This window comes from Streptomyces sp. JHA26 (genome assembly GCF_002005565.1).
Lineage (GTDB): Bacteria > Actinomycetota > Actinomycetes > Streptomycetales > Streptomycetaceae > Streptomyces.
Window position 1 is genome coordinate 83,080 of record NZ_BDJC01000012.1, and the last position, 14,137, is coordinate 97,216.

At 74.0% G+C, this 14,137-nt stretch carries 13 protein-coding genes; 12 read left to right on the forward strand and 1 reads right to left on the reverse strand.

Annotation, left to right across the window (positions count from 1 at the left end; all coding sequences use genetic code 11):
* The first annotated feature begins 13 nt into the window (after nt 1-13).
* The 6 genes from JHAT_RS10305 to JHAT_RS10330 all read left to right on the forward strand — a co-directional run bounded on the left by JHAT_RS10305 (nt 14) and on the right by JHAT_RS10330 (nt 6,363).
* Nucleotides 14-337 carry an integration host factor gene (locus tag JHAT_RS10305; protein WP_003977346.1) on the forward strand — a complete coding sequence of 108 codons (324 nt, stop codon included), beginning with the start codon at nt 14-16 and terminating at the stop codon, nt 335-337.
* 37 nt (nt 338-374) lie between these two features.
* Nucleotides 375-968, forward strand: coding sequence for a guanylate kinase (gmk, locus tag JHAT_RS10310; protein WP_077797779.1), 594 nt, complete (start codon nt 375-377; stop codon nt 966-968).
* Between the two features lie 67 nt (nt 969-1,035).
* Nucleotides 1,036-1,308, forward strand: a complete 273-nt coding sequence (gene rpoZ / locus JHAT_RS10315; RefSeq protein ID WP_003977348.1) for a DNA-directed RNA polymerase subunit omega — start codon at nt 1,036-1,038, stop codon at nt 1,306-1,308.
* 113 nt (nt 1,309-1,421) lie between these two features.
* Nucleotides 1,422-2,624 (forward strand): bifunctional phosphopantothenoylcysteine decarboxylase/phosphopantothenate--cysteine ligase CoaBC, encoded by a 1,203-nt coding sequence (gene coaBC / locus JHAT_RS10320; protein ID WP_077797839.1) that lies wholly within the window; start codon nt 1,422-1,424, stop codon nt 2,622-2,624.
* Between the two features lie 240 nt (nt 2,625-2,864).
* Nucleotides 2,865-4,073 carry a methionine adenosyltransferase gene (gene metK, locus JHAT_RS10325; protein WP_077797780.1) on the forward strand — a complete coding sequence of 403 codons (1,209 nt, stop codon included), beginning with the start codon at nt 2,865-2,867 and terminating at the stop codon, nt 4,071-4,073.
* 139 nt (nt 4,074-4,212) lie between these two features.
* Nucleotides 4,213-6,363, forward strand: coding sequence for a primosomal protein N' (locus JHAT_RS10330; RefSeq protein WP_077797781.1), 2,151 nt, complete (start codon nt 4,213-4,215; stop codon nt 6,361-6,363).
* 172 nt (nt 6,364-6,535) lie between these two features.
* Here JHAT_RS10330 and JHAT_RS10335 read toward each other — a convergent pair whose 3' ends face one another.
* Entirely contained in the window at nt 6,536-7,084 is a 549-nt protein-coding gene (locus JHAT_RS10335; protein ID WP_077797782.1) for a hypothetical protein, read from the reverse strand.
* A 321-nt stretch (nt 7,085-7,405) separates the two neighbouring features.
* Here JHAT_RS10335 and fmt point away from each other — a divergent pair, with 321 nt between their 5' ends.
* The 6 genes from fmt (at nt 7,406) to JHAT_RS10365 (ending at nt 13,774) form a co-directional block, all read left to right on the forward strand.
* Complete coding sequence (gene fmt / locus JHAT_RS10340) at nt 7,406-8,338, forward strand: methionyl-tRNA formyltransferase (RefSeq protein ID WP_077797783.1); 933 nt, start codon at nt 7,406-7,408, stop codon at nt 8,336-8,338.
* Between the two features lie 80 nt (nt 8,339-8,418).
* A complete protein-coding gene (locus JHAT_RS10345) occupies nt 8,419-9,837 on the forward strand; it encodes an RsmB/NOP family class I SAM-dependent RNA methyltransferase (RefSeq protein WP_077797784.1) in 1,419 nt (472 codons plus the stop codon).
* A 199-nt stretch (nt 9,838-10,036) separates the two neighbouring features.
* Nucleotides 10,037-10,723 carry a ribulose-phosphate 3-epimerase gene (rpe, locus tag JHAT_RS10350; protein ID WP_077797785.1) on the forward strand — a complete coding sequence of 229 codons (687 nt, stop codon included), beginning with the start codon at nt 10,037-10,039 and terminating at the stop codon, nt 10,721-10,723.
* A gap of 77 nt (nt 10,724-10,800) precedes the next feature.
* Nucleotides 10,801-11,844: a sugar-binding transcriptional regulator gene (locus tag JHAT_RS10355; protein ID WP_077797786.1), complete on the forward strand. Its 1,044-nt coding sequence runs from the start codon at nt 10,801-10,803 to the stop codon at nt 11,842-11,844.
* Between the two features lie 25 nt (nt 11,845-11,869).
* Nucleotides 11,870-12,223 (forward strand): barstar family protein, encoded by a 354-nt coding sequence (locus JHAT_RS10360; protein ID WP_077797787.1) that lies wholly within the window; start codon nt 11,870-11,872, stop codon nt 12,221-12,223.
* 108 nt (nt 12,224-12,331) lie between these two features.
* Complete coding sequence (locus JHAT_RS10365; RefSeq protein WP_171990829.1) at nt 12,332-13,774, forward strand: GuaB1 family IMP dehydrogenase-related protein; 1,443 nt, start codon at nt 12,332-12,334, stop codon at nt 13,772-13,774.
* Nucleotides 13,775-14,137: the final 363 nt, after the last annotated feature.

Consider the following 14,137-nt stretch of genomic DNA (forward strand, 5'->3'; position numbering starts at 1 on the left):
AGGTGACGTAGGCGTGGCTCTTCCGCCCCTTACCCCTGAACAGCGCGCAGCCGCGCTCGAAAAGGCCGCCGCGGCTCGCCGGGAGCGGGCCGAGGTCAAGAATCGACTCAAGCACTCCGGCGCCTCCCTCCACGAGGTCATCAAGCAGGGCCAGGAGAACGACGTCATCGGCAAGATGAAGGTCTCCGCCCTCCTCGAGTCCCTGCCGGGCGTGGGCAAGGTCCGCGCCAAGCAGATCATGGAGCGGCTCGGCATCTCCGAGAGCCGCCGCGTGCGGGGGCTCGGTTCCAACCAGATCGCATCCCTGGAGCGTGAGTTCGGCAGCACGGGCTCCTGAGTCCCGGGCACCGTGCGATTGCTGGAATAATCGCTGCATGGCTGCAACACCCCGGGGGACGTCCCCCGTACCCCCGGACGCACGTCCGCGGCTGACCGTGCTCTCCGGCCCCTCGGGGGTCGGCAAGAGCACGGTCGTCGCCCATATGCGCAAGGAGCACCCCGAGGTCTGGCTCTCGGTGTCGGCGACGACCCGCAAGCCCCGGCCCGGGGAACAGCACGGAGTCCACTACTTCTTCGTCACCGACGACGAGATGGACAAGCTGATCGCCAACGGCGAGCTGCTGGAGTGGGCCGAGTTCGCGGGCAACCGCTACGGCACGCCCCGGACCGCCGTGCTGGAGCGCCTGGAGGCCGGTGAGCCGGTGCTGCTCGAGATCGACCTCCAGGGCGCGCGTCAGGTCCGCGAGTCCATGCCGGAGGCCCGGCTGGTGTTCCTCGCCCCGCCCTCCTGGGAGGAGCTGGTGCGCAGGCTCACCGGCCGGGGCACCGAACCGCCGGAGGTCATCGAGCGCCGCCTCGCCGCGGCCAAGGTCGAGCTGGCGGCCGAGTCGGAGTTCGACGAGACCCTGGTGAACACCTCCGTCGAGGACGTGGCGCGCGAGCTGCTAGCCTTGACGAACGTCGTGTGATCGCGTCAGGTCCCCGACCCCGACCGGTCAGCCGACTGAATCTTTCCCATCCATCGGAAGGTAGAGCGTGTCCTCTTCCATCTCCGCGCCCGAGGGCATCATCAACCCGCCGATCGACGAGCTCCTCGAGGCCACGGACTCGAAGTACAGCCTCGTGATCTACGCGGCCAAGCGGGCCCGCCAGATCAACGCGTACTACTCGCAGCTCGGCGAGGGCCTCCTCGAGTACGTCGGTCCTCTCGTCGACACCCACGTCCACGAGAAGCCGCTCTCGATCGCCCTGCGCGAGATCAACGCGGGTCTGCTGACGTCCGAGGCCATCGAGGGCCCGGCGCAGTAATGGCGCCAGCAGTGTTCTCAGCCTGAAGCTGACTTTTCCACAGGCCCGGCAGTCCGACTGCCGGGCCTGTGGTGTGTGATGGGGGCATACGCATCCGAGGTCCGGGAGAGATGGTGGACAAGCCCAAGGTCGTTCTGGGGGTCAGCGGCGGCATCGCCGCCTACAAGGCCTGCGAGCTGCTGCGCAGGCTCACGGAGTCGGGACACGACGTACGCGTCGTCCCCACCGCCTCCGCGCTGCACTTCGTCGGCGCCGCCACCTGGTCCGCCCTGTCCGGCAACCCCGTCTCCGCCGAGGTGTGGGACGACGTCCACGAGGTCCCGCACGTACGCATCGGCCAGCACGCCGACCTCGTCGTCGTCGCCCCGGCCACCGCGGACATGCTCGCCAAGGCCGCCCACGGGCTCGCCGACGACCTCCTGACCAACACCCTGCTCACGGCCCGCTGCCCGGTCGTCTTCGCGCCCGCCATGCACACGGAGATGTGGGAGCACCCGGCCACCCGGGAGAACGTGGCGACGCTGCGCCGCCGCGGTGCCGTCGTGATCGAGCCGGCCGTCGGCCGTCTCACCGGCGTCGACACCGGCAAGGGCCGCTTCCCCGACCCGGCCGAGATCTTCGAGCTGTGCCGCCGCGTCCTCGCCCGGGGCGTGACCGAGCCCGACCTGGCCGGACGGCACGTCGTCGTCAGCGCCGGCGGCACCCGCGAGCCCCTGGACCCCGTCCGCTTCCTCGGCAACCGCTCCTCGGGCAAGCAGGGCTACGCCCTCGCCCGCACCGCCGCCGCCCGGGGCGCCCGCGTCACGCTGATCGCGGCGAACGCGTCCCTGCCGGACCCGGCCGGCGTGGACGTCGTCCCGGTGGGCACCGCCGTGGAGCTGCGCGAGGCCGTGCTGCGCGCGGCGGCGGACGCCGACGCCGTCGTCATGGCCGCCGCGGTCGCGGACTTCCGGCCCGCGGCCCGCGCCGCCGGGAAGATCAAGAAGAAGGACGGCCAGGATCCGGAACCGGTCACGCTGGTGCGTAATCCGGACATTCTCGCGGAGGTCTCCGCCGACCGGGCCCGCCCCGGGCAGGTGGTCGTCGGCTTCGCCGCCGAGACGGACGACGTCCTCGCCAACGGCCGGACCAAGCTCAAGCGCAAGGGCTGCGACCTTCTCGTGGTGAACGAGGTCGGGGAGCGCAGGACCTTCGGATCCGAGGAGAACGAGGCCGTGGTCCTCGGCGCCGACGGCAGCGAGACCCCGGTGGCGCACGGCCCGAAGGAGGCCCTGGCCGACACGGTGTGGGACCTCGTGGCGGAACGACTCGGCTGAATGACCCATTCGTTCACCGGTGCTCGCGGACTCCGCACATTCGGGCGTGGCGAGCCTGGTCAACGGCCCTGCGCATTGTGCAGAATGCCCGTGCCGCAGGTCACAGCCCTCCCGAGAGCTGAGACGGGTGGGTCCGCGGCCGAGTGCGACCGATAAACTGTTCTCGGACGTCGCCGGGTGCAGCTCCCCGTGCCGTCCACCAATGATCAGCCAGCAGCCGCTGCAACCCCAGGGAGCGTTGTGTCCCGTCGCCTGTTCACCTCGGAGTCCGTCACCGAGGGCCACCCCGACAAGATCGCTGACCAGATCAGCGACACCATTCTCGACGCGCTCCTGCGCGAGGACCCGACCTCCCGGGTCGCCGTCGAGACGCTGATCACCACCGGCCTGGTGCACGTGGCCGGCGAGGTCACGACCAAGGCCTACGCGGACATCGCCACGCTCGTCCGCGGCAAGATCCTGGAGATCGGCTACGACTCCTCGAAGAAGGGCTTCGACGGCGCCTCCTGCGGCGTGTCCGTGTCGATCGGCGCGCAGTCCCCGGACATCGCGCAGGGCGTGGACACGGCGTACGAGTCCCGGGTCGAGGGCGACGAGGACGAGCTGGACCGACAGGGCGCCGGTGACCAGGGCCTGATGTTCGGCTACGCGTCCGACGAGACGCCGACGCTGATGCCGCTGCCGGTCTTCCTGGCGCACCGCCTGTCCAAGCGCCTGTCCGAGGTCCGCAAGAACGGCACGATCCCCTACCTGCGCCCCGACGGCAAGACCCAGGTCACCATCGAGTACGACGGTGACAAGGCCGTCCGCCTCGACACGGTCGTCGTCTCCTCGCAGCACGCCAGCGACATCGACCTGGAGTCGCTGCTGGCTCCGGACATCAAGGAGTTCGTGGTCGAGCCGGAGCTGAGGGCGCTGCTCGACGACGGCATCAAGCTCGACACCGAGAACTACCGGCTCCTGGTGAACCCGACCGGCCGCTTCGAGATCGGCGGCCCGATGGGCGACGCCGGCCTGACCGGCCGCAAGATCATCATCGACACGTACGGCGGCATGGCCCGCCACGGCGGCGGCGCCTTCTCCGGCAAGGACCCGTCCAAGGTGGACCGCTCGGCGGCGTACGCGATGCGCTGGGTCGCCAAGAACGTCGTCGCGGCGGGCCTGGCCTCCCGCTGCGAGGTCCAGGTCGCGTACGCGATCGGCAAGGCCGAGCCGGTCGGTCTGTTCGTGGAGACCTTCGGCACCGCCAAGATCGACGCGGAGAAGATCGAGAAGGCGATCGACGAGGTCTTCGACCTCCGTCCGGCCGCCATCATCCGCGACCTCGACCTGCTCCGCCCGATCTACGCCCAGACCGCCGCCTACGGCCACTTCGGCCGTGAGCTGCCCGACTTCACCTGGGAGCGCACCGACCGCGTCGAGGCGCTGCGCAAGGCGGCGGGGCTGTAACGACGGCCCCCTCACGACGGACGGCACGTCACGAGGCCCGGTGTCCCCGGTGGGGACGCCGGGCCTCGGCGCGTCCGGAGCCGGGCGGTGAGAACCGGGGCGCCGCCGGCTGTCAGTGCTCTTTGGTAAGAATGCAGGCGTGAGCAGCGAGAACGAACCGGCGGGTGGCGGCGCGGACGACGCGCCCCCCGAGCAGCTCGCGCTCATCCGGGAGAGCGTGCGCAGGGCGAAGGCACCGCGGGCCAAGCCGCGGACCTGGCGCGGTGCCGCGCTCGCCGGGGAGCTGCCCGTCGCCCGGGTGCTGGTCGACAAGGGCGTGCTCCACCTCGACCGGTACTTCGACTACGCCGTGCCGGAGGAACTCGACGCCGACGCCCAGCCGGGCGTGCGGGTGCGGGTGCGGTTCGGGGCCGGACGGCACCGGGTGCGGGACGGGCGCCGCGAGGGCGGCGGCCTCATCGACGGCTTCCTGGTGGAGCGGCTCGCGGAGTCCGACTACTCGGGGCCGCTGGCCGCGCTGGCCCAGGTCGTCTCGCCCGAGCGGGTGCTCGACGCGGAGCTGCTCGGTCTCGCCCGGGCCGTCGCCGACCGCTACGCCGGCAGCCTCGCCGACGTGCTGCAGCTCGCCGTACCGCCCCGCAACGCGCGCGCCGAGAAACGGGCGTCGCCCGACCCGCTGCCCCCGCCGCCGGTGCCCGAGCCGGGGTCCTGGACGCGGTACGAGCAGGGTGCCGCGTTCGTCGCGGCCCTCGCGTCGGGCGGCGCGCCGCGCGCGGTGTGGAACGCGTTGCCCGGCCCCGGGTGGAGCGAGGAGCTGGCGCGGGCCGTGGCGGCGACACTGGCCTCCGGCCGGGGCGCACTCGTCGTCCTCCCGGACGGCCGGGCGGTCGCCCGGGCCGACGCCGCGCTGACCGCCCTGCTCGGACAGGGCCGGCACGCGGTGCTCACCGCCGACGCCGGACCCGAGAAGCGGTACGCGCAGTGGCTCGCGGTGCGCCGGGGGGCCGTACGGGCCGTCGTCGGGACCCGGGCCGCCATGTTCGCGCCGGTGCGGAACCTCGGGCTGGTCGCCCTGTGGGACGACGGTGACGACAGCCACAGCGAGCCGCACGCCCCGCAGCCGCACGCCCGCGAGGTGCTGCTGCTGCGCGCGGCCCAGGACAGGTGCGCCTTCCTGCTGGGCGGCTGGAACTGCACCGTGGAGGCCGCCCAGCTCGTCGAGACCGGCTGGGCCCGGCCGCTGGTCGCCGCCCGGGAGCAGGTGCGGGCCGCCGCCCCGCTGGTCCGGACCGTGGGGGACGGGGACCTGGCCCGCGACGAGGCCGCCAGGGCCGCGCGGCTGCCCACCCTCGCCTGGCAGGTCGTCAGGGACGGGCTGCGACAGGGGCCGGTGCTCGTGCAGGTGCCCCGGCGGGGATACGTGCCGCGGATGGCGTGCGCCGTCTGCCGGACGCCCGCGCGGTGCCGGCACTGCTCCGGGCCGCTGGAGGGACAGGAATCCGGGCCGGCGCTGCGGTGCGGGTGGTGCGGGCGCGAGGAGGGCGGCTGGCACTGCCCGGAGTGCGGGGCCTTCCGGCTGCGCGCGCAGGTCGTGGGGGCGCGCCGCACCGCCGAGGAGCTGGGGCGTGCCTTCCCGGCGGTGCCGGTGCGCACCTCGGGGCGCGAGCAGGTGCTGGACACCGTGTCGTCGACGCCCGCGCTGGTCGTGAGCACCCCCGGCGCCGAGCCCGTCGCCGAGGGCGGCTACGCGGCGGCCCTGCTGCTCGACGGCTGGGCCATGCTCGGGCGGCCCGACCTGCGCGCCGGTGAGGACGCGCTGCGGCGTTGGCTCGCGGCCGCCGCGCTGGTGCGCCCGCAGCCCGCCGGCGGGACCGTGGTCGTGGTCGCCGAGCCGACCCTGCGGCCGGTGCAGGCGCTGGTGCGCTGGGACCCCGTCGGCCATGCGGTGCGTGAGCTGGCCGACCGTGCCGAGCTGGGATTTCCGCCGGTGTCGCGGATGGCGTCCGTCGCGGGGCCCGCGGAGGCGGTGGCCGGCTTCCTCGGCGCGGTGGAGCTGCCGCGCGAGGCGGAGATCCTGGGGCCCGTGCCGCTCCCCGTCACGGCGCCGGGGCGACCGCGCCGGGTGGGCGGGCCGCCGCCGGGGGAGCGGTGGGAGCGGGCGTTGATCCGGGTGCCGCCGGGGAACGGGGCGGCGCTGGCCGGTGCGTTGAAGGCCGCGCAGGCGGCACGGACGGCGCGCGGGAGCGACGCGGCGGTGTGGGTACGGATCGACCCGCCCGACATCGGGTGAGGACACCGGCACCGGGCGGGCGTCGGCGTCGGGCGGGCGTCGGCATCGGTGGCGGGCGCCGACCGAGGGCGATGTGCGCCCGGGCCGGTGAGAAGTGCCGGCCCGGGGTCGGCCGGCACTCCCCGGGAGAGCCTCCCGACCCTCCCGGGGAGTACCGGGCGGGCGGGTCGGGTCAGCCGCTGCGCGGGCCGGGGAAGGCCGTCGGCCTGACCTCGTCGCGCAGGGACGGGCTGCCCGCCGTCGGCTGGGTCGGCATGGAGCGGGCCGCGGGGACCGTGGGCACGGCCGGCAGACCGGTGCCCACGGTGACCGGGCGGGTGCCCGCCGGCTCCGGCGCGGACTCGGGGACCTCGGCGGCCGCCGCCCGGGCCGCGGCGCGGCGGGAGCCGTAACGGCGGTGCACCGCCTGCTTGGTGACGCCGAGCGCGGAGCCCACCGCGTCCCACGAGAAGCCGAGCGAGCGGTCGAAGTCCACGGCGGCCGTGACCAGGGCCTCGACGCTGTCCCGCAGTTCCTGGGCGAGACGGACCGTCGGTGCGGGAGCGCGGCCGTAGACGACGAAGCCCGTGGACGGGCCGGAACGGCGCGGTCGGTAGACGTTGCCCAGCTGGGCGGTGAGGGTGCGCAGTGCGTCCACCTGCCGGCGGACCCGCTCGATGTCCCGCACCAGCAAGTGCAGGCTGGCCCGAGCCTGGGCGTCGTGGGTTGCGTGGTCGGCCATGAACAAGCCTCTCGAACCGGCGTTGAAAGGAATCGGGTCGCACGGGCGGCCCTGTGGTCAACTCTTCCTTGACAACGCGTGGACGCTCCGCCGGTCACGGGGTGGGGGCGTGGCGGCATATGCGCGCGCCCTCCCGGCAGGGCGTGCGCCTCGGCCCGCGGCCTTCGTCCTCCACCCGCGCACCACCCGTTCCCGGCCGGTCGGGAAACGGGTTCTCCCGTGTGCGGCGGGCGCCGCGCCGTCGGCGGTCCTCCGCCGGATCACGGCTCGTAGACTGGGGCGTCGCCCCGCATCCGCCCTGTCGAGAGGCCCGTCCCACCCATGAAGCTGGTCTTCGCCGGTACCCCCGAGGTCGCCGTTCCCGCCCTGGACGCCCTGATCGCCTCCGGGCGGCACGAGGTGGCCGCCGTCGTCACGCGGCCCGACGCGCCGGCCGGACGTGGACGCAGGCTGGTCGCCTCTCCCGTGGCCGAACGGGCCGAGGAGGCCGGGATCGAGGTGCTCAAGCCCGCGAAGCCCCGGGACCCGGAGTTCCTCGAGCGGCTGCGCGAGATCGCGCCCGACTGCTGCCCCGTCGTCGCCTACGGCGCCCTGCTGCCCCGCGTGGCCCTGGACGTGCCCGCCCGGGGCTGGGTCAACCTGCACTTCTCCCTGCTGCCCGCCTGGCGCGGTGCCGCGCCCGTGCAGCACGCGCTGATGGCGGGGGACGAGATCACCGGGGCGTCCACGTTCCTCATCGAGGAGGGTCTCGACTCCGGGCCCGTCTACGGGACGGTCACCGAGACCATCCGCCCCACCGACACCAGCGGCGACCTGCTGACCCGGCTCGCCTTCGCCGGCGCCGGGCTGCTCGCGGCCACCATGGACGGCATCGAGGACGGCAGCCTGAAGGCCGTCCCGCAGCCCGCCGAGGGCGTCACCCTCGCGCCGAAGATCACCGTCGAGGACGCCCGGATCGACTGGTCCGCCCCGGCGCTGCGCGTCGACCGCGTGGTGCGCGGCTGCACCCCGGCGCCCGGCGCCTGGACCACGTTCCGCGGCGAGCGGCTCAAGCTGGTCCAGGCCGTGCCCGTGCCCGACCGCACCGACCTCGCCCCCGGGCAGCTCGCGGCCGGCAAGAACAACGTGTACGTCGGCACCGGCTCGTACGCCGTCGAGCTGCTGTGGGTGCAGGCGCAGGGCAAGAAGCCGATGCGGGCGGCGGACTGGGCGCGCGGGGCGCGGATCGCCGAGGGCGAGCTGCTCGGCGGCTGACCTGCGCCTCCGCACCACCGCTCACCGGCTCGGCGTACGCTGGTGAGCGCACGTCACCCCACACCCGGAGCACCTTTTTCGTGAGCGAGCAGCCTCGTCGTCCCCGCAAACCCGGCAAGCCGTACCGCAGGCCCCAGAAGGACCCCGTCCGCATCCTCGCCTTCGAGGCGCTCAGGGCCGTGGACGAACGGGACGCCTACGCCAACCTCGTGCTGCCGCCGCTGCTGCGCAAGGCGCGGGAGAACGACGCCTTCGACGCCCGGGACGCGGCCCTCGCGACCGAGCTGGTGTACGGGACGCTGCGCCGGCAGGGGACGTACGACGCGATCATCGCCGCCTGCGTGGACCGGCCGCTGCGGGAGGTCGACCCGCCGGTGCTGGACGTGCTCAGCCTGGGCGTGCACCAGCTGCTCGGGACGCGCATCCCGACCCACGCGGCCGTGTCCGCCTCCGTGGAGCTGGCGCGCGTGGTGCTGGGCGACGGGCGGGCCAAGTTCGTCAACGCCGTGCTCCGCAAGGTGGCGCAGGACGATCTCGACGGCTGGCTGGAGCGGGTCGCACCGCCCTACGACGAGGACCCCGAGGACCACCTCGCCGTCGTGCACTCGCACCCGCGCTGGGTCGTCTCCGCGCTGTGGGACTCGCTGGGCGGGGGCCGGGCCGGCATCGAGGAGCTGCTGGCCGCCGACAACGAGCGGCCCGAGGTGACGCTGGTCGCCCGCCCCGGACGGTCGACGCCGGAGGAACTGCTCGGCGAGGAAGCGGCCGTACCGGGGCGCTGGTCGCCGTACGCGGTGCGGCTGAGCGAGGGCGGCGAGCCCGGGGCCGTCGACGCCGTACGGGAGAACCGGGCCGGTGTGCAGGACGAGGGCAGCCAGCTCGTCGCGCTCGCCCTGGCGGGCGCGCCCCTGGACGGCCCCGACCGGCGCTGGCTGGACGGCTGCGCGGGGCCGGGCGGCAAGGCGGCGCTGCTCGGCGCCCTGGCGGCGGAACGGGGCGCCTTCCTGCTCGCCTCCGAGAAGCAGCCGCACCGGGCGGGGCTCGTGGCCAGGGCGCTGGACGGCAACCCGGGGCCGTACCAGGTGATCGCCGCCGACGGGACGCGTCCGCCGTGGCGGCCCGGCAGCTTCGACCGCGTCCTGGTCGACGTGCCGTGCACCGGCCTCGGCGCCCTGCGCCGCCGGCCCGAGGCGCGCTGGCGGCGCCGTCCCGAGGACCTGGACGGATTCGCCCCGCTCCAGCGCGGGCTGCTGCACAGCGCCCTGCAGGCCGTGCGGGTCGGCGGCGTCGTCGGCTACGCGACCTGCTCGCCCCACCTCGCCGAGACCCGCGCCGTCGTCGCCGACGTGCTCAAGCAGCACCCGGGGGCGGAGCTCCTGGACGCCCGCCCCCTCCTCCCCGGCGTCCCGGCCCTGGGCGACGGCCCCGACGTCCAGCTGTGGCCCCACCTCCACGGCACGGACGCGATGTACCTCGCCCTGATCCGCCGCACCGCGTAACGCGCCCCGGAGGGACGCGGGAACCGCGCGGGCGACCACGGGCCGCGCGCCCGGCACACGACCGCGCCCGCACGGGCGGGTGCGGAAGGTGCGCGGGGAACCGCGCGGCCGGCCCCCACCGCCCCGCGGCCGGCGAACCGACCGTGTCCGCCCGGGGACCGATGCCCCCCACCCCCGCGGGGCATGGCAGGCTTGGGGCATGGCCGCGCAGATCAACCCCAGCATCCTGTCCGCCGACTTCGCCCGCCTCGCGGACGAGGCCGAGGCCGTCCGGGGAGCCGACTGGCTCCACGTGGACGTCATGGACAACCACTTCGTCCCCAACCTCACGCTCGGCGTGCCGGTCGTGGAGTCCCTGGCCCGGGCGACGGACACCCCGCTGGACTGCCACCTCATGATCGAGGCTCCCGACCGCTGGGCGCCGCAGTACGTGGAGGCCGGAGCCGGTTCCGTCACCTTCCACGTCGAGGCCGCCACCGCGCCGGTCCGCCTCGCCCGCGAGATCCGGGCCAAGGGCGCCCGCGCCTCCATGGCGCTGCGGCCCGCGACGCCGATCGAGCCGTACGAGGACCTGCTCCCCGAGCTCGACATGCTGCTGATCATGACGGTCGAACCGGGCTTCGGCGGCCAGGCGTTCCTCGACATCATGCTGCCGAAGATCCGCCGCACCCGTGAGCTGATCAAGAAGCACGGTCTGGAGCTGTGGCTGCAGGTCGACGGCGGTGTCTCGGCGTCCACGATCGAGCGGTGCGCCGACGCCGGCGCCGACGTCTTCGTCGCGGGTTCCGCCGTGTACGGGGCGTCCGACCCGGCCGAGGCGGTACGCGCACTGCGCGACCGGGCGGAGGCGGCGACCGCCAAGGCGTCCTGGGCGTGTGACCACTGAGGAACAGAACGTGAACGGCTCCCATCAGGGCTGATCGAGTGCGCCGAATCTGCAAGGATGAACGGCGAATCCAGAGTGTGAACAGCAGTGAGGAGATCGCCGTGTCGGGTATGTCGGCGGGCCGTTCAGCCATGCGGATGGGACCCGCTGAGCTGGTCCAGGCGGCGGCCATGGCCCGCCGCTTCTACCTCGAGGGCAAGTCCAAGATCCAGATCGCGGAGGAGTTCGGCGTCAGCCGCTTCAAGGTGGCCCGGGTCCTCGAGACCGCCCTCGAGCGGGACCTTGTACGAATCGAGATCCGGGTACCCGCCGAGCTGGACGCGGAGCGCTCGGACGCCCTGCGGGCCCGCTACGGCCTCAGGCACGCCGTCGTGGTGGAGTCCCCGGCCGAGGCCGAGGAGACACCCGACCCGGAGAACCTGGGCGAGGTGGCCGCCGACCTGCTCGGCGAACTGGTCAACGAGGGCGACGTGCTCGGCCTCGCCTGGGGCCGCTCCACGATCCACATGGCGGCCGCGCTCGACCGGCTGCCGCCGTGCACGGTGGTGCAGCTGACGGGCGTGTACGACGCCGGGACCGCCGAGCGCGGCTCGGTCGAGGCCGTCCGCCGCGCCGCCCAGGTGTCGGGCGGCGACGCCCACCCCATCTACGCGCCGATGCTGCTGCCGGACGCGGCCACCGCGGCGGCGCTGCGCAACCAGACCGGGATCGCCCGGGCCTTCGAGTACTTCGACAAGGTCACGGTCGCCTGCGTCTCCATCGGCTCCTGGGAGCCGGGCATCTCGACGGTGCACGACATGCTCAGCGACGAGGAGCGCGCGCACTACGCCTCCCTCGGCGTCGCCGCCGAGATGTCCGCGCACCTCTTCGACGCCGAGGGGCGCCGGGTCGGACGGGACCTGGGGGAGCGGTGCATCACGGTCACGGCCGACCAGCTCCGCCGCATCCCCGAGGTCGTCGCGATCGCGGGCGGGCAGCGCAAGGCGGCGGCCATCGACGCGGTGCTGCGGTCCGGACTGGTCACCAGCCTGGTGACGGACACGTCGGCCGCCGACTACCTGCTGACGGCGGGCACGGCGCCGAAGCCCACGCTCAACCGTTCGGACCCGGACGGTGTCTGACGGGCGGTCGGGGAAAGGGCGCGACATGACGGAGGACCCCGCGGGCCGGCTCGTGGTCACGCTGGACCTCGACGGGGTCACGGACAAGGCGGGCCTGATGGACCGCTGTGCCCGCGCCCTGGACCTGCCCGCGTGGTTCGGCCGCAACTGGGACGCGCTCGCCGACTCCCTGGCCGACCCGTCCGTCTGGCCGAGGGAGGCGGCGGAGCGGGGTCTGGTGCTCCTCGTGCGGGGCTGGCGCGCGTACGCCGAGGCGCGGCCGGACGAGTGGGCCGTCGCCGAGGAGGTCTTCGCCGAGGCCACCGACCGCGGCCCGGGGCTCTTCGTGACCCTGGGCCCTGGAGGTTCCTCCAAGGAGGCCGCTGACCAGCCTGGATGATCTGCCCGGGGCTGACCGGACGCCGGTCATGGGAGAATGAAGTACGTGCTCTTTCCCCCTGGCTGACCTGTCCGGGGGCCACCTCTGATCGACTGGGATGTGCAGCACGTGCGTTTCCTCAACGACATCCAGCCCTCGTACGACCTGACGTACGACGACGTCTTCATGGTGCCGAGCCGCTCCGCCGTCGGCTCCCGGCAGGGCGTGGACCTCAGCTCCCCGGACGGCACGGGCACCACGATCCCGCTGGTCGTCGCCAACATGACCGCCATCGCCGGCCGCCGCATGGCCGAGACGGTGGCCCGGCGCGGCGGCCTGGTGGTCATCCCGCAGGACATCCCGATCGAGGTCGTCACCGACGTCGTCTCCTGGGTGAAGAGCCGCCACCTCGTCCTGGACACCCCGATCGTGCTGGCCCCGCACCAGACCGTCGCCGACGCGCTCTCCCTGCTGCCCAAGCGCGCGCACAACGCCGGTGTCGTCGTCGACGAGGACAACAGGCCCCTCGGCGTGGTCACCGACGCCGACCTGACCGGCGTGGACCGCTTCACCCAGCTCGAAGAGGTCATGTCCAAGGACCTGATCCTGATCGACGCGGACCTGGACCCGCGCGAGGCCTTCAACACCCTCGACGCCGCCAACCGCCGCTACGCGCCGGCCGTCGACAAGGACGGCCGCCTGGCCGGCATCCTCACCCGCAAGGGCGCCCTGCGCGCCACGCTGTACACCCCGGCGACCGACGCGCGGGGCCGGCTCCGCATCGCCGCCGCCGTCGGCATCAACGGCGACGTGGCGGGCAAGGCCGAGCAGCTGCTGGACGCGGGCGTGGACACCCTCGTCATCGACACCGCGCACGGCCACCAGGAGTCGATGATCAGCGCCGTCAAGCTGGTGCGCGACCTCGACCCGCGGGTGCCGATCGTGGCCGGCAACATCGTCTCCGCCGAGGGCGTGCGCGACCTGATCGAGGCGGGCGCGGACATCGTCAAGGTCGGTGTCGGCCCCGGCGCCATGTGCACCACCCGCATGATGACCGGCGTCGGCCGGCCCCAGTTCTCCGCCGTCCTGGAGTGCGCCGCCGAGGCGAAGAAGTACGGCAAGCACGTGTGGGCCGACGGCGGCGTCCGCCACCCGCGCGACGTGGCGATGGCCCTGGCGGCCGGCGCGTCCAACGTGATGGTCGGTTCCTGGTTCGCCGGGACCTACGAGTCCCCGGGCGACCTCCAGCACGACGCCGACGGCCGCCCCTACAAGGAGTCGTTCGGCATGGCCTCCGCGCGCGCGGTGCGCAACCGCACCTCGGAGGAGTCGGCGTACGACCGGGCCCGCAAGGCGCTGTTCGAGGAGGGCATCTCCACCTCCCGCATGTTCCTCGACCCGACCCGTCCGGGCGTCGAGGACCTGATCGACTCGATCATCGCGGGTGTCCGTTCCTCCTGCACCTACGCCGGTGCCGCCTCCTTGGAGGAGTTCGCCGAGAAGGCCATCGTCGGCGTCCAGAGCGCCGCCGGTTACGCCGAGGGCAAGCCGCTGCACGCCAGCTGGAACTGACCCGCCCGGCCCTTCCGCACGGCCCCCGTTCCCCCGTCGCCCGGGAGGAACGGGGGCCGTGCGCCGTTCCCGGCGCGTTCCCGGCGCGGCCGGGACGGTGCGGCGGACGACGCCGGGACACGGCCCGTCGCGTGCGGTCCGGACGGTCACCGACCGGGCCCGGTCCCCGCCGGCCCGCGTCCGCCCTGCCTCCGGCAGCCGCCCGGTGCAACGACTCGGCGGCTCCGCGCAACGAACACACGCCTGGCCCCGACGAACGCAACGATCGTGCGAGGACGCGCAAGGTTGCTGCATTACCAGGGGGAACCCGGCGCTCATAGGGTTCTTCGCTGTACGTGGCGTGGCGAGGACCCGCTCGGTGGG